Origin of the sequence: Rugosimonospora africana (assembly GCF_016862975.1) — a bacterium.
Lineage (GTDB): Bacteria > Actinomycetota > Actinomycetes > Mycobacteriales > Micromonosporaceae > Rugosimonospora > Rugosimonospora africana.
In genome coordinates this window covers 77,048-99,269 of record NZ_BONZ01000034.1, presented here as the reverse complement: position 1 = coordinate 99,269, position 22,222 = coordinate 77,048, and the positions used below count along the sequence as shown (strand labels likewise).

The following is a 22,222-nucleotide window of genomic DNA, read 5'->3' as shown; positions in this document are numbered from 1 at the left end:
TCCGACTGTCCCTAATTGATGATGTTGACTTCCGACGAAGGCCCTGCGTAACTTCGTGGCAACGTCCGACGTCGAACCGATTCGGTGTCGCGCGATGGAGGAGGCCACAGTGGCTTGGCGACAGCTGATGGCTCGATTCGCGATCATTCCTACGGTGGCAGGTCTGTGCGCGGTGGCGCCGATCCTGCCCGCGGCGACCAGTGCCGCGCATCCGGCGCCCCGGATGCCGATCTACCTGGATCCGTCCTACTCGTTCGCCGAACGTGCCGCCGACCTCGTGGCGAGGCTGACTCCGGCGCAGCGCGCGAGCCAACTGGTCTCGAGCCAGGCGCCAGCGGTCAGCAGCGCACAGAACCCGCTGTTGACCGGCTACTTCGGCAACTCGATGACCACGCTCGCCGGCCCCGCGAAAGCCGGTGACACGACCGTCGTCCCGGTCTCCGTGACCGGCATCGCGGCGGGTACGCGGCTCGTCGTCGGCTCGGCGGGCAAGCCCGAGACCGTCACGGTCTCCTCGGTGGGCACGGCACCCCGGGCCGCGACAACCCTCGCCGCGGCGGCCGTGGTCGGTGACACGAACCTCAAGGTCGCGTCCGTGGCCAACGTGGTAGCCGGCGAGCGGATCCGGATCGACACGGCCGGCGGTGCGAACCAGGAGTTCGCCACGGTCCAGGCGGTCGGCACGGCGGGCGAGACCGGGACCGGCGTCACGCTGGGCTCGCCGCTGACACGTTCACACGCGAGCGGAGTGGCCGCACAGGACCTCGGCAGCGGTGTGGCGTTTTCGCCCGCGCTGTCGAAGGACTACGCGTACGGGGCCGCCGTCACCGGCCTGATCCAGGGCATCCCCGCCTATGGCTGGTGGAACGAGGCCCTGCACGGAATCAACGCCGAGTCGCTCAACCCGTCGGGCAACGCGGTCACCCTGACGAACACCACGTCCTACCCGATCGACCTGTCCCGGGCATCGAGTTGGGATCCCGCACTGACCTACCAGGTCGCCCAGGCGGAGTCGGACGAGGCCCGCGAGATCGTCCGCCAGAACCGCCTCGACCTGGACTTCTACTCGCCCACCGTCAACCTCGCGCGCGATCCCCGCTGGGGTCGCAACGATGAGTCGTACGGTGAGGATCCGCTGCTCGAAGCGCAGGTCGCCGGCCAGTTCGTCAACGGCATGGAGGGCAAGGATCCCAACGGGCAGCTCCTGCCGCAGGGCAACGGCTTCTACAAGACGACCACCACGCTGAAGCACTACACGATGAACAACACCGAGGGCACCTCGAACGCCGACCCGAACGGCCGGTTGAACGGGTCCTCGAACGCCGACGATCGAGCGATCCGCGAGTACTACACCATGCCCTACCGCAAAATCGTTCAGCAGGACCAGAATGCGGCGGTCATGAGCTCGTACAACGAGATCAACGGCGTTCCGTCGGCGGCCAACGCGTACCTGAATGACACGCTGATGCGTGAGACGTTCGGGTTCCAGGGGTACTTCACCGGCGACTGCGACGCGGTCAACGAGATCAGGCAGCGCCACCAGTGGCAGCCGGACGGGACCAGCCACCCGGTCACCGACGTCGAGCAGTTCGCCTACACGCTCGGATCGGGTGAAGACGCCGAGTGCAACGCCGGATACAGCGACGGCACCGGCAGCAGCTACCGGGGGCCGACGTCGCCGTCGACGACCGCGGGAGGTGCGATGAACACGGTCGGCATGCAGATCGCCACGCCGACCGGCCTGACCACGGTCAACGACCTCGACGTGTCCGCGACCCGGCTGTTCACCAACCGGATGAAGCTCGGCGAGTTCAACCCGAACAACACGGTGCCGTGGCTGACCCAGGCCGCCGCCCGCGACCAGTCCTACGGCGTCTACCCGTGGAACAACGCGACGGCGCCGACGGAAACGGCGTCACGGCTGGATCTGGCACGCCGATCGGCCGACGCGTCGCTCGTGCTGCTGAAGAACGCGGCGACCACCCGCAAGGACGGCTCGACCGGCAAGCTGCTGCCGATGTCGGTTCCGGCCGGTGGCGCGTTCAAGGTGCTCGTGCTCGGCTCCTACGCCAACAACACGAACTTCTACCTCGGTGGCTACTCGTCGAGGCAGGATGCCGCCGGCCAGGCCAATGAGGTGACGCCGTACGCGGGCATCAAGGCCGCGATCCAGGCGATCAACCCGTCGGCCCAGGTCGACTACCAACGCGGATTCATCGGTACCGGCACCAACGCCGGCAACTGCTGCACGGCCATCGACCCGGCCGCGGTCGCGGCGGCGGCCGGCTACGACTACGTGGTCGTGTACGCCGGCATGGACTCCTCCGCCTCGAACGGCACCACCGGAACCGAAGACCGCGACCGCAGCTCGCTGGCGCTGCCGGGCCTGCAGGCTCAGCTCATCAGCCAGGTCGCCGCCGCCAACCCGAACACCGTCGGCGTCATGGAGACGATCGGCGCGCAGGATGTCACGTCCTTCGAGCCGACGACCTCGGCGATCCTGTGGAGTTCCTACAACGGCGAGCGCAAGGGCGACGCCCTCGCCGATGTGCTGCTCGGAAAGTACAACCCGAGCGGCCGCACGCCACAGACCTGGTACCAGAGCGTCAACCAGATCCCGAGCACGGACAGCTACACGCTGGGCCCGGTGGGCCCCAACGGCCGGACCTACATGTACTTCAACGGCCCTGTCTTCTATCCCTTCGGGTACGGGCTGAGCTACACGAACTTCGCCTTCTCGAACCTGCGCGTTTCCAACCGCAACCCCAACGCCGACGACACGGTCAACGTCAGAGTCGACGTCAAAAACACTGGCTCGCGCGACGGCAACGAGATCGTCCAGCTGTACGTCAACACGCCGAACGCGGATGCCTCGCAGGCGCGACCGCTCAAGCGGCTCGAAGGATTCCAGAAGATCGACCTCGCCGCCGGGCAGACAAAGACGGTGACGCTGCCGATCAAGATCGCCGACCTCGCCTTCTACAACGAGTCGCACCAGCGCTTCGAGGTCGATCCCGGCAAGTACGGCATCCAGCTCAGTACGTCGAGCGCCGACAGCGACGTCCAGGTACAGGACATGATCAACGTCAGGGGCGCCCTCACCCCGAAGCCCAGCGTCCTGACGGCGAAGCCGCGCATCATGAGCACCGACAACGCTCGCGGCATCTCCCAGCGCGTGATGTTCCCCGAGGGCGTCACGATCGACCCCGGACTGACCGTCGCCATGGACGACGACACCCTCTACGGCTGGATCGAACCGGGGCAGAGCAAGAACTTCCCCGCCGGGATGACGTTCAGCTACTCCAGCGACCGGCCGGACGTCGTGTCAGTCAACCGCAACGGCACGATCCGCACGGTCGCGAACGGTGCGGCGACGATCACCGCAACCGTGCGGTACCACGGGAAAACCGCTTCCACCTCCTTCGTCGTGCGAGTGCTTTCCGACCTGGGCAACCTGAAGGTCAACGGCCAGCAGCTTCCGAACTTCAACCCGGACGTCACCAACTACGATGTCGTCGTACCTAACGGGGTGACCGCGGCACCGCAGGTCAGCGCCTCCGCGACGACCGGCACCGTGGCGATCACCCAGGCAACCTCGGTGCCCGGGGTGGCGACGGTGACATCGACCGGGCCGGACGGGATCGTCGCGAAATATCAGATCAACTTCGCGAGGCAGGCCTCCGGCGACACCTTCGACAGTTCGACGCTCGGCTCCCAGTGGCACTGGGTCCGCGAGGCTCCGGCAGACTGGAACCTTTCCACCAACCCGGGGTCGCTGACGATCACGCCGAAGACCGGCGACCTGACCACCACGACGAACACCGCTCAGAACGTCCTCCTTCAGCCGGCGCTCGGCGACTGGACGCAGACGACCAAGCTCACCTTCAGCCAACGCCCGAACGCCGCCACTCAGCAGGGCGGGATCATCGCCTACCAGGACGACGACAACTACCTCAAGTTCGACCTCGAAGCGACATCGCCCACGAACCTCCAGTTCAACACCTCGCTGGAGGACAACCTCAACGGCGTGCAGGTCACGCAGACGCTGAACACGCTCAACGCCAACTCGGTTCTGCCGGCCGACAACACCATCTGGCTGCGCATGACCAAGAGCGGTGCGCGGTATTCGACGTCCTACTCGGTCGACGGAACGACGTGGGTACCCGTCTGGACCACCGGCGCCACCCTGAACAACCCACAGGTCGGACTGTTCGCCTTCAACCGCGCCGGTACCACCAGCGACCTGCAGGTGGCATTCGACTCCTTTGCCGTCACGGCGAGCCCGCCCGCCGCGACCCCGGCTCCGACAACCGCGGCGTCGGTCGCTCCGCACCCCAACGGCGCCGGCTGGTACACCACCGCGCCGACCGTGAAACTGTCCGGCACCGACCACTCGAACTGGGGCCTCGCCTCAACCGAGTACAACCTCGACGGCGCCGGCTGGCAGACGTACTCGGCACCGTTCACCGTCACCGGCGACGGAGTGCACACGCTGCAATATCGCTCGACCGACCGGGCCGGCAACACCGAACCGGCGAAGGCACTCACGATCCGCGTCGACACTCACCACCACAACACCGGACCGCACGGGCACTGACCGGCGGACAGGTTCGTGTGCTAACTCAGCTGCTCCTCGGCGCTTCGGTGACGCGCCGGGGAGCAGCCCGGATACAGGAGGCACCCTCTGTGAGGAAAGCACTACGAAGATCGGTCGTGATCTTCGCCGCTCTTGCCAGCGCGCTCGCACTGACGACACTGACGGGCGTCCAGAGCGCCTCGGCCGTCGACTATTCCCTGCCGTCGCTGTGGCAGTCCTACCAGGGCGACTTCACCATGGGCACGTTCGGCGGCTGGAACAGCCAGCAGGCGCTGTACCACTACCGCTCCAACAGCCTGCCCAACCAACTCAAGCTGGACAGCCAGATCGGCACGAGCAGTAACAACAGCCTGTCCCGTCAGGCGTACGTGGCCGCCGTCAACCAGATCAACGCGGACCCGACCCTCGACGACGCGGCGAAGGCCGCCGCCATCGAGAAGGCCAACGAGCAGATCGTGCTGCAGCCGACCACGGGCGCGAATCAGGCTGAGGGCATCCTTCAGGCGATCGAGGCGTACAACGCGGCCAACAACCTGCCGGAGGACCAGAAGAAGATCGTGCGTGCGCACGTACTCGCGTGGCACGGCGGCCAGCAGCCCAACTGGTTCTTCTGCGACGGCTTCGTCTACGACGCAGCCAACCCGGACTGGGCCAGCCCCGACACCATGCTCAAGCGGCTGGACAACTACATCCACCTCATGATGAACAAGTACGCCAGGTACTCGGACATCATCGTCTCCTGGGACGTGGTCAACGAAGCCGTCGACGACTACACCGGCCAGGTCCGCAACGCGGACGACCCTCAGGTCAGCCAGTGGGGCCGCATCTTCCGGCGACCCGACCTGGACGGTGACCCCGACGCCCGGCTGTACGCGGAGTCGGCCTGGATCCGGCAGGCGTTCGAGTCCGCGCGCACGTGGTCGAACGCGGCGGGCGTGCACTGGAAGCTCTACTACAACGACTACCAGGACTCGAACAAGCTGTACGAGCCCAAGATGAGCCAGACCATCAAGGTGCTCAAGCCCATCCACGACGCGGGCAACATTGACGGGTACGGCATGCAGGGGCGCCTCGCCTGGGCGTACCCATCGATCTCTCAACTCAAGGCACAGATCGAGGCGGGCCTCACCGTCGCCGACGAAATCTCGATCACCGAGTCGGACATCCGCAGCGACTTCGAGCCCAACCCGGACTACGACCCGACTCAGCCCACCCGGCGGGTGACCGAGGCCGACGGCGCCGACCCGGCCCACGAGTGGCCGACGTACGGCTCGTGCTCGTGGGACCTGCGCTCGGCGGCCAACGGCAACACGTTCGACGTGTGCAATTCACCGGTCCGCCGCATCCCGGCCTGGGGCACCGGCTCGAACGACGCCCTGGCCAACAGCCCGGACATCATGCGCAAGCAGGCGGACTTCGCGGCCGACTGGATGGATCTGCTGTTGTCGTACAAGGACAAGATCGTCATTGACGACTGGGACGGCACGTCGGACTCCAACACGTTCAACCGCAGCGACGGCGCGCAGCTGTGGTCCGGCCAGTCCGGCAACGCGGAGAAGTACTCGTTCTTCGCGGTCGTCGGGGCGCCGGCGCGCGAGAAGATGCACGACGCGATCGTGCGGGCCGACGCGCTCGACCCGCACCAGTTCACCGCCGCCAGTTGGCAGCGGGTGGCCGACGCGCGGTCGGCCGCGGCGGCCCTGGTCAACGTGCGGATCTACACGATCGACGGGGTGAACGCGGTCACGGCCGCCACCGGTGCACTGACCAGTGCGATCAACCAACTCGAACGGCCCTTCACACACGTCGGCACAAACCCCGCGATCTCGGGGCCGGCCAAGGTCGGTGCCACCCTGACGGTGCATCCCGGGAATTGGCAGCCGCAGCCGGTGACGCTGTCGTACCAGTGGTACCGGTCGGGCCAGGCGATCGAGGGCGCGACCGGCGCGACCTACACACTGGTCGACGCGGACGCAGGCAGCCGGATCTCCGTCGCGGTCACCGGGTCAAAACCCGGATACGCCTCGGCGACCGAGAAGTCCCACGAGACCGGCGTCGTGGTGCGACTGGCGCCAGGGCCGATCGTCGACACCGTGACCAGCACATCCAGCGCCGACCACGGCGGCGTGGCGACCGCCACGGTCAGCGCCGAGGCGGGCGACCTACTCGTGGCGTACGTCGCCTCGGACTCGCCGCACGACGGCGGTCAGACCTCGACGGTCTCCGGCGGTGGGTTGACCTGGACGCTGGCCGGTCGGGCCAACGCGGCACCCGGTGCCGCCGAGGTCTGGACGGCACGGGCGACGACGGCGCTGAACCGAACGAAGATCACGGCACGGGGCACCATGAAGAACTGGGACGAGTCGATCACCGTGATCGCCTATCAGCATTCCAATGGGGTAGGCGCGGTCGTGACGGCCAGCTCCGACCGGGGCAAGCCCACGGCGAGGCTGACCACCACGGCGGCCAACTCGTGGGTCTACGCCAGCGGCGACGACTGGCTCTCGCCGTTGCACCGAACGGTCGGTGCGAACCAGGCGCTGGTCCATGAGTCGTTTACCCCGTCTGGTGACACCTACTGGGTGCAGTCGACCGCCTCGCCGACAGGCGCCGCGGGTACCGCCGTCACCATCAACGACGCGTCGCCGAAGACCGATCCGTACAACCTGGTGCTGGTCGAAATTCTCTCGTAGTACCCGCGCTTGGCTCGACCGGCGCGCACAAAGGGGAGGGCCACCGCCGGTGGCCCTCCCGCCGTCCTTGACACCCGGGGACAGGCTGAACATCATCATCGGAGTGACAGGTCGAGCCACGACGGGCTCCCGCAAGAACGCGGGCTCGGCGAGCATCAGTGATGTGGCTGGCTCGGCCGGGGTCTCGTTGATGACGGTCTCCCGCGTCATCAACGGTCACCCCCGGGTCAGCGAAGAGACGCGCCGCCGGGTGCTCGCGGCCATCCGGAAGCTGAACTACCGGCCGATCCGGGCGGCGCGGGACCTTTCGCGCGGCCGGAGCCGATCGGTGACCGTGATGACCTCCAACACCACCTTGTACGGGAGGGCCGCGCTGTTGCAGGGAATCGAGGAGGCGGCCCGGTACGCCGGACTGCATACCGACATCGGCATCCTCGAATCGCCCCGCCCGTCCGCTGTCGAGGCAGCCATCGAACGGTCTTGCGATCCGGCGTCCGGCGGCGTCATCGTCATCGCCTTCGACCTCGCCGGCGTTCGCGCCCTGCGTGCGATTCCGGCGGGCATCCCGGTAGCGGCGGCCGTGGAAATCAATAACGTGAAGGACAGCCGTGCCTACCCTACGGCCGCCTTGGACGACCGGGCGGCGGCGTTCGCGGCGACCCAGCACCTGCTCGACCTGGGGCATCGGACCGTGCACCACGTGTCCATACCGTCGTCGACGAACGCCAGCGCGCGGCTACAGGGTTGGCGGGCGGCGCTTCGGGAGGCCCGCGCACGGATCCCGGAGGTGATAGCCGGCGGGTGGACTCCCCAGAGTGGCTATGAGGCCGGGCAGCGCTTGGCCGCCGACCGCCAGGTGACGGCGGTGCTGTGCGGCAACGACGACCTCGCCCTCGGCGTCATTCACGCCCTACGGCAGGCCGGCCGGGCGGTACCGGACAGCGTCAGCGTGGTCGGCTTCGACGACGTTCCCTCCGCCGCCTTCTACGCCCCACCGCTGACCACGGTACGGCTGGACTTCGTCGGACTGGGGCACGACTGCTTCGCGCTGCTGCAGCACGCGGCGGATCCCGACTCCATCATGCCTGAATTCAACGCGGCGGCGCCGAAGCTGGTGGTACGCGAGACCACACGCCCACCGCGCAGGCCGTGACTCGGGGCCACTCGGGCGAGTGCCGGGCCGCGTCTGTCCTATGAGGACTGTGTCCGGATGTATCGGCGAAACCCTTGGATATCCAGCATCTCCAGTTAGGATCGATGCTGAGCCGGCATTGCATGACACCGTTCGTGTTAACGCTAACACCCTCAGCCTGGAGCCTTCGATGCCCGCATGCCACTCGCTGCCCTGACTTGATGGGAGTCCCACCGATGACCCTCGCCCGGGATGTCACGACCCGCGTCGCTGAACTGCGCCGGCACATCGCGGCCCTGTACGGCGACCTCGGCCGGCGCGGCCTGGTCACCTGGGCGACCGGCAACGCCTCCGCCCGGGTGCCCGACGCTGACCTCCTGGTCATCACACCGTTGGGCATCAACCCCGACGACATCACGCCGGAAGGGACGGTGGTCGCCGACCTCCACGGCAACGTCATGGACGCTGAGCTGCCGCCGTCGTCCGACGTGGAGTCGCATGCCTATGTGTACCGGCACATGCACCAGGCCAACGGCATCGTCCACACCCATTCGACGTACGCCACGGCCTGGGCCGTCCGCAACGAATCGGTGCCCTGCGTCTTGACGATGATGGCCAACGAGTTCGGGGGAGAGATACCCGTCGGTCCGTTCTCGCTCATCGGTGACGACTCCGTCGGCCGGCAGATCGTCGAGGTCTTGAGCACGCACCGCTCGCCGGCGGTGTTGATGCGCAACCACGGCGTGTACGCCATCGGTGCGACCCCGCGCGATGCGGCCAGAGTCGCGGTGATGTGCGAAGAGGCGGCTCGTACGGTGCACATCTCCCGGCAGCTCGGTGAGCCGGTGGAGATTTCCCGGTTGCTTGTCAACGCGCTACACGCGCATCACCGGGACATCTCTGGACAGCCGCCTCTGCCTCCGCCGACGCGTCGATGACCGGCGCCGGTCGCTGCGGGTGACTTTGAGAGGGCCGAGATCGTAGTCGTTCAGATCCAGAGTAACTACGAACGTGCGAGGGTTCTGGCTGACCTCGCCTCAGTTCTGGCCGCTGCTGGCGAGGTCGATCGGGCCGAAGTAAGCGCCCGATCGATCCCGAACGAGCGCGAGCGGGTACAAGCGATGATTGCGCTGGCGCAGAAGGCAGACCAGACACGCGCGCTTCGTCGCAAGGGACGTTGTGCCCGGTTCGACTAACCATCCGCGGCCAGCAACACGATTCTCGCCCGCTGCACACCCCGCTTGCCGCCGTCCGCGACCTGGTCAGGCTCTCCAAGATCACACGAGCCTCACCCGTGACCACGAGCGGGGCAGACGCATGACATCATCTGACGACGTCATCGTCATTTAGGCCAAGATCTACAAGTACGGTTCATCTGCGATTCATGGATCAACTATCAACGCGCTAGTTGGGCCTGCTTGAGTCGTCACCGTGAGTCGGAGCAGGACCGCTAATCCAGCAGTTGTTCCACGGGCCGTCAGCGCGGCTGGATCCCGCGGCGCTCTCATCGAGAGCGGCACTTAGCCCCCGGATCTGATCTGGATGCCGCCGCCTCGCCGACGCGGCGCGCTTCATGCTGGCCGCAAACGCCCGTGTCCAGCTATGCAAGGCCCGTGAAGTGAAAGGCATGCAAGGTTCATGTTGATTCGATCAGTAAGGCATCACCGTTGGCTGATTGCTCGCACGACAGCTGCGGCCGTAGTCGCCGGTGGGGTCGCCACCGCAGCGGCAATGCCATCGACGTAATCGACACGACCACGAACCGGGTCCTCGACACCATTACGCACCCGGCGCAGCTCAACCGCTACGACTGGGTCTCCGCGACGAACTGGAGCAAGCCCTATCCGGGCGACGACCAGATCCTGGCATTCGGCCAGGTGCCCAGTCGCAACCTGCCGAGCGACTTCCTCGGCGATTGACAGGGATGCCGTGACCGGGGCCGCCCGGCGCCTCGTCGCCTCGGCCGGCAACCCACCACACGAGAGGAACCACGCCTGTGCGCGAAGACCCCGCACTGGAAACGCACGCTCTGACCAAGAGCTTCGGGGACCGGATGGCGGTCAGCGGTGTCGACCTGCGAGTTGACGAGGGCAGCGTGTACGGGTTGTTGGGGCGCAACGGCGCCGGCAAGACCACGCTGTTGCGGATGGTTCTCGGCCTGCTGGCGCCCGATTCCGGTTCCATCGAGGTGTTCGGCGAACACGCGGCGGCCGGAGACATCGCCGCTCGCGATGCCGTTGCTGGCTTCGTGGAGGAGCCACGGTTCTATCCCTACCTGTCAGCGCGACGCAACCTCGAACTGCTGGCTCGTCTGGACGGCATACAGGCAGCCGTCACACCCGATGCCGCGCTGAGGCTTGTCGATCTCGCCGATCGGAGCGGTGACAAGGTCGGCGGTTTCTCGACTGGCATGCGGCAACGACTCGGCCTGGCAGCCGCGCTCCTTCGTTCGCCACGGTTGCTGGTTCTCGACGAGCCGACCATCGGCCTGGACCCCGCGAGTGCGCTTACCGTGCGTACGACCCTGCGCTCGCTGGCCGAGCGCGGCGTGGCCGTTTTGTTGAGCAGTCACAACATGGCCGAGGTCGCCGAGATCTGCGACCGGGTGTTGATCATCCACGAGGGCAGCATGGTATGGGACGGGACGCAGGCCGATCTGCAGGCCGCCGCGCCGGCGCCTGCCTGGCGGGTGTGGACCAGCGATGACGCTCGTGCTGCGGCGGTGGCCACCGGGTCCCCGGTTCGCCTCGAGGTCGGCGGCCGGCCCGCCGCACCGCTGACTGTGCACGGCGGTGACGAGCAGCGTGACGCCTTCGTTCTCGAACTCGCCGCCGCTGGCGTGGCGGTGCGCCGGCTTGAGCCGGATGTGCCGCCGTTGGAGGCCTTGTTCGCGGTCCTGACCGGGGGTGTCGATGGCAATGTCGTGCCGGAGCGGGTTCTTGTCGGGGGTGTGGCATGAGCACCGTAGCCGATGATGCGCCTCCTACCATCCCCGTGCCGACGGTGCCCGCCGGGCGGGTACGGCCGGGGCTTGCCGCCGCGGTCCGGGTCGAACTGGCGAAGCTGACCGCGCAGTGGCCGTTGCGGATAGTGATCGTGTTGTGCGTCCTGGTTCCCGTCGCGTTCGCCGTCGTCATGCGGGCGGCGTCGACGATGCCGGCCGACACACTGTTCGGCCGCTGGGCGGGTACGACCGGGTTCGCCACTTCGCTGACGGTGTTGAACTGGGCGGCGTCCTATGGCGCACCGCTGCTGGCGGGCCTGTTCGCCGGCGACATCTTCGCCAGTGAGGATCGGCTCGGCACCTGGAAGACGATCCTGACCCGCTCATCAACGCGGACCCAGCTGTTTTTGGGCAAGGCGGTCGCGGCGACGCTGAGTGTGTGGATCAGTTTCGCGATGATCGGTGTCAGCAGCCTTGTGGCCGGGCTGGCGGTGGTTGGCTCGGGGCCACTGGTCGGGCTTTCCGGCCAGGCCGTCGGTTCCGGCTCCGCATTCGGGCTGGTGGCCGCGAGCTGGGCCCTGTCGCTGGTCTGGATCACGCCGTTCGTCGCCCTGGCGTTGCTGCTGTCCATCGCCAGCCGCAGTGGGATCATCGGTGTGCTCGGCCCCGTGCTGCTCGCCCTGGTGTTGCAGCTGCTGTCGACCGTCGGATCGGGCCAGATCGTGCGCTCGGTGCTGCCCTCGACGCCATTGGACGCCTGGCACGAACTGCTGACCGATCCGCTGCGGACCGGGCCGGTACTGCAGGGCGTCCTTACCAGCGTGGGTTACCTGGCCGTGTTCTCATGCGCGGCGTGGTACCTGCTGCGCAGACGAGACTTCGCCGGCATCGACGCGGCACCGGCCAACCGCCGCCCGGCCGCCGTGCGTATCAGCGTCGCCGTCGCCGCAATCACGGTTGTGCTCCTGGGTCTCAGCGGCGTCGGGGGGACCGCGCTCACCGCCCGCCGGCTCAACACCTCCATCGCCGCCACCTTCGGCAACCTCGCCGAAGTCCGCTACGAATGGCAGACCGGCAGCCCCGCCGACAACACCATCCCTTGGCAGGCCAACTGCAATCGAGGCGGCACACCCATCGGCGTTGGCGTGTCCGACAGCTCCGGCGCCGGCGACGACTGGTCGTGCACCATCACCGACATCCGACCCTCCGACGGCGCCGGCGTCACCACTCTCGACCTCACCCTCAAATCCAACGGCTGCTACCAGGTCCAATCCTCGCCCGGAGCCGTCGGCGCCCTGTACGTCAACGACGACCATGGCAAACCCTTCATCAACCCGCTGTACGCCTTCGACGGCTGCCTTGGCACGTCCTGACCCGCCGGGGGTGCAACGCGGGGAGCGGCTTGCACGCGGGTCGGAACGCGGCACCGCGCTGGATTCGCCGGGCGCGTTGCTGCGCGCGTGGCGCCAGCATGCTGGCTGGTCCCAGGGCGAGGTGGCCGTCGCGTTGCATGTCAGCAGCGCGACGGTGAGCAGCTGGGAGACCGGCGCGAGGCGAATTCCGTTGCCGATGCTCGAGCGGTTGGATCACGAATACTTTGCCGGGGGCTGCCTGGTGGACCTGGTCCGAGCGCTGGGCACCCCGGACGGATACCGGATCGACCTGCCATCACGCGATGCCGGTGGCGTTTCGACGCAGCGAATCCCCCGAACGTATTGGGGCCATCTGTTTTCGGGATCGGCCGGTCCGGTGTGGGTGTGGGTGCGACCAGCCAGCGGCGCTCGGGTTCGGGGTTCGTGCTATGCAGGTGCGGTCGGGGTGCGCGTGGATGAGGTTGCCGGCCCGCCGGGTGTGTTCCTGACCGGGGCCTTCATGGATTATGAGTGGGCGCTGCACGCGGTGCTGGCCGAACCGGGCTGGGTGGACTTCGGGCGAGGTGTCCCGCCCGAGTGGCTCGGCGCGCAGATCAAGACGTTCAACCAGTTCCGCGACCTGGAGTTCATCAACCCTCATCCACGATGGCTGCGGTTCTGCGTCGACTCGCTCCGCCTGCGCGATCACGGCGATCCGAGCACGCTGCGCGAGCGGCTCGGCGAATTGATCGGCGTGTCCAACGCCGACCGGTTGGAGGCGAGCTACCACCGATGCGTAGGGCAGGCCTCGCCCGCCCCGGCCACCGCCGAACCGCACCGAGATCGGCACGTCACGGTGTCCGGTGGTCCAGCCGGACCTCGTCCGCCCGCGACGCAGGATCAGCGGCGAGCCCTGCACAAGCGGCTGCGCGAGGCGCGCGGCCTGTCGCAGTCTGAGGTGGCGGCGGGGCTCACCGTTCTGGGCGGCACCGCCAGGCCGGTGAGCCTGCATCAGGTGCACAACTACGAATCGGGCCGCTCCAAGGCCCATAGGCTGCCGCAGCTTCCGGCGATGCTGGACGTGCTCTACGGCGGGTGGGGGTGGACGTGCTTCGAGGCCGTCCGCGTCAGGCGGGTCGCGCAGCGGGTGATCCAAGCGACGTTTCCGTCATGGTGGCGCGGTCCTGTCCGCGTCAGCGTCCACCCGCAAATCCCGGCCGTTGCTGGTGAGGGCATCACGTTTTCCTGGTGGCCGTCGATGTCCGCGGACCGGGAACTCGGCGCCGAGCCGGCGGCCTTCACGGTGTGTCGCGTGAGCGACGAGCCGCTGCGCGTGCAGGTCCCGGACGGCTGGTCGGTGCAGGTCCACATGGGATATGACCCCGACGCCGTGGATGCCAACGACGACTGGGTTCCGGCCTCGGAGCTGGCCGGCGACCAGATCTTCGACCACGTGCTCGGTGGCTGGCTTCACCTGATCTCCAAGACGAAGGCGGATCTCGATCGGGCTCTCTGCAGCCCCGAAAGCGGCACGCTCGAGTGAACGGCTCGGGGCCCAGTTCGGCGACCAACACTTCTTTTTGTATCTACGCCGACGCTGCTTTGTATCGCACCCCTACGGTCTTTAGTAGATGACCGGATCCAGCTTCCACATAAGACCGAATTCGCTGCGCGTTCACGTGGCATGGATTGAGTAACCAGGAGTTGGTCAAGGACCGGCCTGTCCCGGGTTGCAGTTCCACCCCCAACCAGCTCACCAAGGTAAGAGGTGCAATCTCGTGCTCATCCCATCCAAGACGCGCAGGCGACGCTGGGCCGTCGTCAGCGCCGGCGCGGTCGCGCTCGCCCTCTTCGGCGGCGCCACGGCAGCGGCGGCCCACGGCGTCATCCCGCTCAATCCGTTCGGCAGCAATGTGGTCGGTCGGCAGCAGGCCGACGGCCGGATCCTGCTACCGGACAACCACTGGATCTCGCCGTACGGTACGCGTGCCGTGACGTTCTCGGCTCAGACCATCGGCACCGCGATCAGCCCCGACGGCACCAAGATCGCATCGCAGACCGGCGGCGACAACGCCGGTACCCCACAGCTCAGCATCAGCGATGCGGCGACCGGCACGGTGCTGCAGACCTTCGGCGGCACCGGCGACGCGGCGCCGGTCTACTCGCCCGATGGCACGGCGCTCTACGCCGCGACCTCCACCAGCGTGCTGAAGTACGTGGTAGGCGCCGACGGCAAGGTCGTCAACCCGTCCTCGCCGCTCAAGATCGCCCTCCCGTCCGGCGCGCTGCCGTACGGCCTGGGGATCTCCGCCGACGGCAAGACGCTGTACGCCGCCGAGAGCGGCATCAACAAGCTCGGCATCATCGACACCGCGACCGGCTCCGTCACCGGACAGGTCGCCGTGGGCAACGCGCCGGCGGGCGTCGCGGTCGTCGGCAACCAGGTGTTCGTCTCCAACCGTGGCGGTCGGCCGGCCGTCGCGGGTGACACGACGAACGTCTCCGACGGCACCAACATCGTCTCCGACCCGGTGACCGGCGCGTCGGCCACCGGCACCGTCTCCGTCGTCAACCCGACGGCGAAGACGCAGGTCACCGCCCAGACCGCGCCCGACACCTCGGCAACGGCGCCTGACATCATCGACGTCGACTTCGCCGACGGCACGCCGGCCGAACACGCGCAGAACCTGCCGGGGACCACCTACGGCGCCCCGTCGATCGCCAAGGACGCCGAGCTAGGCCAGAACGTGGCGACGTTCAACGGCACCACGGACGCCTACACGTACCCGTTCGGCGACCAGTGGAGCAAGGTCGCCAAGGGCTTCACCATCGAGTGCAAGTTCCGCTGGAACGGCGCGGCGGTCGACAACAACGGCCACGGGGTCTGCGAGGACCTGAACAGCGGTGGGATCGGCGTCGACATCCTCAACGGCGAGCCGATGACGTACGCGCACATCGGCGGCGCGTACAAGGAGATCTTCGACCCGCACCCGGTCGTGTCCGGGACCTGGTACGACGTCATCACCACCTGGGACGGCTCGACGCTGCGTGAGTACGTCAACGGCACCCAGGTCGCGACGATGGCGGCCTCGGGCGCGCTCGGCCTGCCGACCCCGGACACCTCCTGGCACTGGACCATCGGCGCCAACGCCGCGCCCACCCCGGCCGGCATCGAGGCCCCCGCGCGGGTCAGCGTCGCCAGCAGCAAGGTCTGGAGCAAGGCCCTCGCGGGTGGCCCGAGCGTGCCGGTGACGGTGCCGACCACGCCCGACACCTCCGCGAAGACGCCGGACGTCCTCTCGGTGGACTTCGCCGACGGCACCTCCGTCGACCACGCCCAGAACCTGCCGGCCACCACGTACGGCACCCCGTCGATCGCCAGGGACGCCGGCCTGGGCCAGAACGTCGCGACCTTCAACGGCACCACGGACGCGTACACGTACCCCTTCGCCGACCAGTGGACGAAGATCGGCAAGGGCTTCACCATCGAGTGCAAGTTCCGCTGGAACGACCCGGCCGGCCCGGCCACGGCCGACCACGGCGTCTGCTCGGACACCAACAGCGGCGGCATCGGCGTCCACGTCGTGAACGGCGAGCCGATGACGTACGCCTTCATCGGCGGCGCGTACAAGACGATCTACGACCCGAACCCGGTCGTGCCGGGCACGTGGTACGACGTCGTCACCACCTGGGACGGCACGACCCTGGACGAGTACGTCAACGGAACCCTCGTCGCCAGCCAGGCGGCCTCGGGTGCGATGGGCCTGCCGAAGCCGGATGCGACCGCGTACCACTTCACCATCGGTGCCGACGCGAGCGCGGGCGGCATCGAGATGATCTCTCCGGTCAGCATCGCCACCAGCAAGATCTGGAGCACCGCGCTGCCGTCGGCCGGCACCACGCCGGTCTACGACATCGGCAACCAGACCGCCATGATCAACGTCGGCCTGCAGCCGGCGGCGATGACGGTGCACAAGGGCGCGGTCTTCGTCGCCAACACCAACGCCGACACGGTGTCGATCATCGACGCGGCTTCGCACAAGGTGACCCAGACCTTCGCGGTTCAGCCGCTGCACGGCGCGACCGTGGGCGCCGGGCCGAACTCGATCGCGTTCGCCGACGACAGTCACCTGCTGGTGAGCGTCGGGCGCGACAACGCGATAGCGGTGTTCAACTACACCGACGAGCGGCAGCCGGTCGGCTACAAGGGCTTGATCCCGACGGACTGGTACCCGAACCAGGTGTCCTACGACGCCAAGTTGGGCAAGGTCATCGTCAGCAACCAGCAGGGCATCGGCACCAACGGGTACCAGCAGAGCTACAAGTACCAGGGCACGCTGACCTCGTTCAAGATGCCGGCGGACAAGGACCTGAACACCACGACGCAGACGGTCTTCCACGACAACGCCTGGGACGTCGCGAAGCCGACGGGAAGCGGTAACGCCCCTCACGGTCAGAAGCCCGCGATCCCGGTGCAGCTCGGCCAGCCTTCGGCGATCAAGCACGTCTTCCTGATCATCAAGGAGAACCGCACCTACGACCAGATCCTCGGTGACATCGGCAAGGGCAACAGCTCCACGGCGTACCTGAACTACGGCGCGAGCGTCACCCCGAACCAGCACAGTCTGGCCAACACGTTCACCCTGTTCGACAACTTCTACGACAGCGGCATGCTGTCCGCGGACGGCCACCAGTGGCTGGTGCAGGGCAACAACAACGACTACCAGGCGCAGAACGCCGCTAGTGTATGGGCGCGCAGCTACCCGTACCCGGGTGGTGACGCGTTGTCGTACCAAAGCGACGGCTTCATCTGGGACACCGTGCAGAAGGCCGGTGGCACGGTGGCCAACTACGGCGAGTTCGAGGCGGCCACGACGGGGAAGCAGGGCAGCTGGCAGCAGTACTACGCCGACTCGCAGATCATGGAAGGCAAGGCCCAGGGCCCGCTGCCGATCGCGCAGAACTCCGCGCAGTGGGTTTCGGACGTGCCGGGTCTGAACACCATCAGCAACCACGACTACCCGCACTTCGACCCGAGCATCCCCGACCAGTACCGCACCGACATCTGGGAGCAGGACTTCAAGAAGGCCGAGCAGACCGGCGTCCTGCCGAGCCTGACGACCATGGAGTTGGGCGTCGACCACACCGGTGGCGCGCCGACCGGGACCGCCCAGGTCGCCGACAACGACTTGGCCGTCGGACGCATCATCTCCGATATCTCGAACAGCCAGTTCTGGAAGGACTCGGCTGTGTTCGTGGTGGAGGACGACACCCAGGCCGGCAACGACCACGTCGACGGCCACCGCGGCCCGCTGTTTATCGCGAGCCCGTACGCCAACCGCGGCGTCGTCAACAGTGAGTACTACTCGCAGGTCAACGTGGTGAAGACGATCGAGCAGATCCTCGGTGCGCAGCCGATGAACCAGATGGACCAGGCTGCGATCCCGATGTACGACGCGTTCACGAACACGCCCGACCTCACGCCGTACAACGTCCTGCCGAACCAGATCCCGCTTACCCAGGGTGTCTCGAACCTGATCCCGCTCACTCCGACCTCAAGCACGGCGTCCAACCCGTCGGCCGCGGCCGCGGTGACGGCCACCAACGGGCCGGCCGCCCCGGCTGTTCCCGGAGCGGAGCAGGCAGTGGCCAACCAGTGGACGACGTGGTACCAGATCGAGGCGACGCCGAAGCTGACCGGAGCCAACGCCGCACCCGACGCGACGAACCCAGCCCAGCTCAACCGCTACGACTGGTACACCGCGACCAACTGGAGCAAGCCCTACCCGGGCGATGCGAAGATCCTTGCGCCAAACCAGGTGCCTGGTCGTAACCTGCCGAGCAACCTGCTCGGCGACTGATCACCTCGCAGTAATCGGTGCCGGCCGGGGCCTGATGGCCCCGGCCCGCATTCTCGCTTAGCATCTCTCATCATTTCGAGGCTTGCTCACAGGAAAGTCGCCGATTCGATTTCCCTTTGCGCAGCGCGACACACCATCGCCGTCGCCGGTTATAAGCCGCACCACGGCGCCGCGCCCGGTGGACATCACGGAGCACTTCGCAGAGGGAGTATTCGGCAACGGCCACGCGGCTGCATCCCCGGCCCTTATCGGGCCTCGGCTGGTTGGAACAACTCGACCGGGTTGCCCGACGGATCCTCGAGCAGGATCTGCCGACCGCCCGGGCCGGTGACGATGTCGTTGCGGAAGCTCACCCCGGCTGCGCGCAGCCGGTCCACTTCGGCGGTGAGGTCGTCGACGATGAGGTGGATGCGGTTCCAACCGCCGGGTTCGGGGATGCGGCCATCGGGCATCGGCCGCCCGGCGGTGCTGTCCGGGCCGGCCAGCAGCAGCCGCAGGTTGCCGCGGGTGACCTCGGCGAACGCTGGTAGGAAAGCGGTGTTGGGTGTGAAGCCGAGGTGGATGGTGTAGAAGGCGACCGCGGCCTGCACGTCGTGCACCATGTACCGGACGTTGACGCTGTCCTCGGGCCAGTTACTCATGATTCCTCCATCGTGGACTGACGTGAGATTTGTGTCCGACGGGCCTGCCGGGCCTACCAGGGCGCTTCGGGAGCTTGGTGAGGGAGTGCGGGGTACCCACTCGAGAGCGCGGGATCCGGCTGGACGAGGGTCATACCCGAGCCTCTTCTTCGATCCTGGACGGTGTGCCCGAGGTCATCTTCGGTGCCCGGCGTCCGGGCATCCACCAGTTGGCCTCGCCGCACAGTTCCATCACCGCGGGGACGAGCATCATCCGGACGATGGTGGCGTCGATGAACACGGCGACGGCCATGCCTAGGCCGACCTGCTTGATCGAGACATCGGGGCCGAGCAGGGAGGTCGTGAAGACGGCGATCATGATGGCGGCTGCCGCAGTGATGATCTTGGCAGTGCGTGCCAGCCCATGGGTGACGGCGGTCCGGGTGTCGCCGGTGCGCTCGTATTCCTCACGGACCCGCGAGATCAAGAAGACCTCGTAGTCCATCGACAGGCCGAACAGGACCGGGAACATCACCAGCGGTACCCAGGTCGTGACCGGCATGTCGGTGGCGAAACCGAAGACGGAGCCGAGCCATCCCCACTGCACGATCGCGACCAGCACACCGTAGGCGGCACCGATCGACAACAGGTTCATCACGGCGGCCTGCAGCGCGATCGTGACCGAGCGGACCAGCGCGATCAGCAGCACCAGCGACAGCACGATGACGATCGCGATCATCAGGGGCAGACGTGAGCCGGTCTGGTCCGAATAGTCGATCGCGGCGGCGTTCGGGCCGCCGATGTAGACCTTGTCGCCGGCGGGCGCCTTGGGCAGCACGTCGTCGCGAAGCTTGTGCACCAGGTCCGCGGTCGCCTCGTCCTGGAATCCGGTCTTGGGGAAGGCGGTAAAGGTGGTGGCCTGCCCGTCCTTGCTGACCTGGGGTGGCGTGACATAGGCGATGCCCTCGGTCGCGTTGACCGCTTCGACGACGGGGCCCAGCGCATCCTTGGGGCCGGCCTCAGTGGCGAAGATCAAGGGTGCGCCGTAGCCAGGGCCGAAACCCTCCGAGAGGATCGTGTACGAGCTGTAGCTGCTCCTGTCGTGGGGCTGCACGCTGGCGTCGGGCAGGCTGAGGCGCATCGACAGTGTGGGGGCGGCCAGCACCAGCAGAGCCGCGCCGGCCAGTACCGCAGTGACCAAGGGCCTGCGCTGTACCACGCCGGCCCATCGTTCGGCGGCGGCACGGCGCGTCGGGGCCGGGCCACCATGAGACGCGCGCCGACGGGACGTGCGGCGAGGCAGCCGCAGCGAGTTGATCCTGTGACCGATGAAGCCCAGGAACGCCGGCAGCAGGGTCACCGCGGCGATCATGGTCACCAGCACGGTCGCCGAGGCGCCGATGGCCACCCCGGTCATCAGCCTCTGTCCCACGGCGACCAGACCCAGCATTGCGATCACCACGGTCGTGCCGGCGAACAGCACCGCGTGACCCGCGGTGGTGATGGCGTTGACGGTGGCGCTCTCGGGATCGTCGCCGTTCTCGAGGTTGTCCTTGTAGCGGGTCACGATGAACAGTGCGTAGTCGATGCCGACACCGAGCCCGATCAGTGCGGCGAAGACCACGGTGAAATCCGGCGCGGGAACGAGATACCCCGACAGCTTGGTCAGGGCAAGGCCGCCGAGGATCGCCATCAGTGCGGTTACGATCGGCAGACCCATCGCTACCAACGACCCGAAGGCGATGAACAAGATCACCGCAGCCGCCAAGACGCCCACGCTATCGCTGGGCCCCTGCGTGGGTGTCTCGGCCTTCTCTGCCTGGTTCCCGCCGAGCCCCAACGACACGCCGTCTCCGGAGGACTGCTTGACTGTGTCCACCAGGGATTTGACCTCGGTCTTCTTCGCATCCTTTTCGGTCAGCGGGATGGTGGTACGGGCGATGCGGCGATCTTTGGTTACTAGGTTGCTGTCCTGGTACGGCGAGGTCACCGGTCCGGTAATGGGTGAGGCGTCCAGATCGGCGATGACCTTGTCGATCCTCCGCCGGGCGGCGGGGTCGTCGATCCCTTTATCTGCTTTGATCGCGAGAGTCAGCGTGTCCCCCTGCCGCTCGGGGAAATGCTTCTCGATCAGCGCCTGCGCCTTGGCGGAATCGGAGCTTCCGCCAGCGAAGTCGTTGTCGGGGGCGGCGGCGTAGCCGAAGCCGACCAGCGCCACGGCGATCACGCCGATGATCCAGGTGAGCAGGACCAGGCGGCGGCGCCGATAGCAGAACCGGGCTAGTCGCGTCAGAGCCCCGCCCGTTCGCGCAGTGTCGGTCGTCATTATCTTCTCCTCGGGCAGGTCATCGGTGTTCATTCCGGGCCGGCACACACATCAATTCGTCCCGCCGATCATGCCGGCGGGTGCGCGCGGCGCGCGTCGGCTGGCGGTCGCGATTCGTGGCTCAACCCGCAGGCGTACCGTCATCCGCTGGCGGTAGACCGGTGCGTCGTGTGCGGTAGCTGGGGCACACCTCACCCCCGATGCGCGTGACCGGCGGACGCGGGCAGGGCGTCAAGAGATGCCGACACCATGTACCGCCCAGAGGAACAGCGCTGTCCCTGACCGGGTCGGCATCGATTCCCGCTTCTTTCTAGTCCCCGATGTCGCCGGCGTTCCCGCGCTTCAACACCCGGAACTGGTCCAGGCGAAGGTGTACGGGATGATGCACGTCCGTGGTGAACCGCCACACTTCGGGCCGGCCCAGCGCTGGCGTGGCCAGGGAGCGGCCGGCGCGGTACTGCTCACCGTTGATCGTCCATCCGCCACCGGCCACGGACTGGAACAGGAAGTCCCGGGTGACGGTGGCCGTCGACGCGTCGGCCCGGGGCAGTAAAGACAGTCGGGCCGGGATCGACGAGGAGTCGGACGATGGCGACCCGACCGCGAAACGCATGACGTCGGCGGTCGAGCCGCTACCGAGCGTGTGTTATGCAGCGTGACTTGAGCACCGGCGGTGTACAGCACCCTCCTCTTCTCA

General features: G+C 67.3%; 12 protein-coding genes. 9 read left to right on the top strand and 3 right to left on the bottom strand.

The window, feature by feature from the left end; all coding sequences use genetic code 11:
• Window positions 1-154 precede the first annotated feature (154 nt).
• The 9 genes from Raf01_RS18060 to Raf01_RS18025 all read left to right on the top strand — a co-directional run bounded on the left by Raf01_RS18060 (window position 155) and on the right by Raf01_RS18025 (window position 18,579).
• Complete coding sequence (locus tag Raf01_RS18060; RefSeq protein ID WP_203919079.1) at window positions 155-4,597, top strand: glycoside hydrolase family 3 C-terminal domain-containing protein; 4,443 nt, start codon at window positions 155-157, stop codon at window positions 4,595-4,597.
• 116 nt (window positions 4,598-4,713) lie between these two features.
• Entirely contained in the window at window positions 4,714-7,290 is a 2,577-nt protein-coding gene (locus Raf01_RS49620; protein ID WP_239133701.1) for an endo-1,4-beta-xylanase, read from the top strand.
• 103 nt (window positions 7,291-7,393) lie between these two features.
• Complete coding sequence (locus Raf01_RS18055) at window positions 7,394-8,443, top strand: LacI family DNA-binding transcriptional regulator (RefSeq protein WP_239133700.1); 1,050 nt, start codon at window positions 7,394-7,396, stop codon at window positions 8,441-8,443.
• Between the two features lie 200 nt (window positions 8,444-8,643).
• Entirely contained in the window at window positions 8,644-9,360 is a 717-nt protein-coding gene (locus Raf01_RS18050) for an L-ribulose-5-phosphate 4-epimerase (RefSeq protein ID WP_239133699.1), read from the top strand.
• A 729-nt stretch (window positions 9,361-10,089) separates the two neighbouring features.
• Window positions 10,090-10,341: a hypothetical protein gene (locus Raf01_RS18045; RefSeq protein ID WP_203919077.1), complete on the top strand. Its 252-nt coding sequence runs from the start codon at window positions 10,090-10,092 to the stop codon at window positions 10,339-10,341.
• A gap of 77 nt (window positions 10,342-10,418) precedes the next feature.
• Window positions 10,419-11,381 carry an ABC transporter ATP-binding protein gene (locus Raf01_RS18040; protein ID WP_203919076.1) on the top strand — a complete coding sequence of 321 codons (963 nt, stop codon included), beginning with the start codon at window positions 10,419-10,421 and terminating at the stop codon, window positions 11,379-11,381.
• A gap of 35 nt (window positions 11,382-11,416) precedes the next feature.
• The gene (locus Raf01_RS18035; RefSeq protein ID WP_203919075.1) at window positions 11,417-12,739 is read left to right on the top strand and encodes a DUF2705 family protein; all 1,323 of its coding nucleotides are present in this window, start codon (window positions 11,417-11,419) and stop codon (window positions 12,737-12,739) included.
• Between the two features lie 10 nt (window positions 12,740-12,749).
• Window positions 12,750-14,261 (top strand): helix-turn-helix domain-containing protein, encoded by a 1,512-nt coding sequence (locus Raf01_RS18030; RefSeq protein WP_203919074.1) that lies wholly within the window; start codon window positions 12,750-12,752, stop codon window positions 14,259-14,261.
• A 235-nt stretch (window positions 14,262-14,496) separates the two neighbouring features.
• On the top strand, window positions 14,497-18,579 hold the full coding sequence (locus Raf01_RS18025; protein WP_203919073.1) for a LamG-like jellyroll fold domain-containing protein: 4,083 nt from the start codon (window positions 14,497-14,499) through the stop codon (window positions 18,577-18,579).
• Between the two features lie 245 nt (window positions 18,580-18,824).
• On the opposite strand, the gene Raf01_RS18020 is transcribed toward Raf01_RS18025, so the two are convergent.
• From Raf01_RS18020 to Raf01_RS18010, 3 genes are all read right to left on the bottom strand, one after another.
• Window positions 18,825-19,220: a VOC family protein gene (locus Raf01_RS18020; protein WP_203919072.1), complete on the bottom strand. Its 396-nt coding sequence runs from the start codon at window positions 19,218-19,220 to the stop codon at window positions 18,825-18,827.
• A 130-nt stretch (window positions 19,221-19,350) separates the two neighbouring features.
• Window positions 19,351-21,426: an MMPL family transporter gene (locus Raf01_RS18015; RefSeq protein WP_203919071.1), complete on the bottom strand. Its 2,076-nt coding sequence runs from the start codon at window positions 21,424-21,426 to the stop codon at window positions 19,351-19,353.
• Window positions 21,427-21,835: 409 nt separating this feature from the next.
• Complete coding sequence (locus Raf01_RS18010; RefSeq protein ID WP_203919070.1) at window positions 21,836-22,138, bottom strand: cupredoxin domain-containing protein; 303 nt, start codon at window positions 22,136-22,138, stop codon at window positions 21,836-21,838.
• Between the last annotated feature and the right edge of the window lie 84 nt (window positions 22,139-22,222).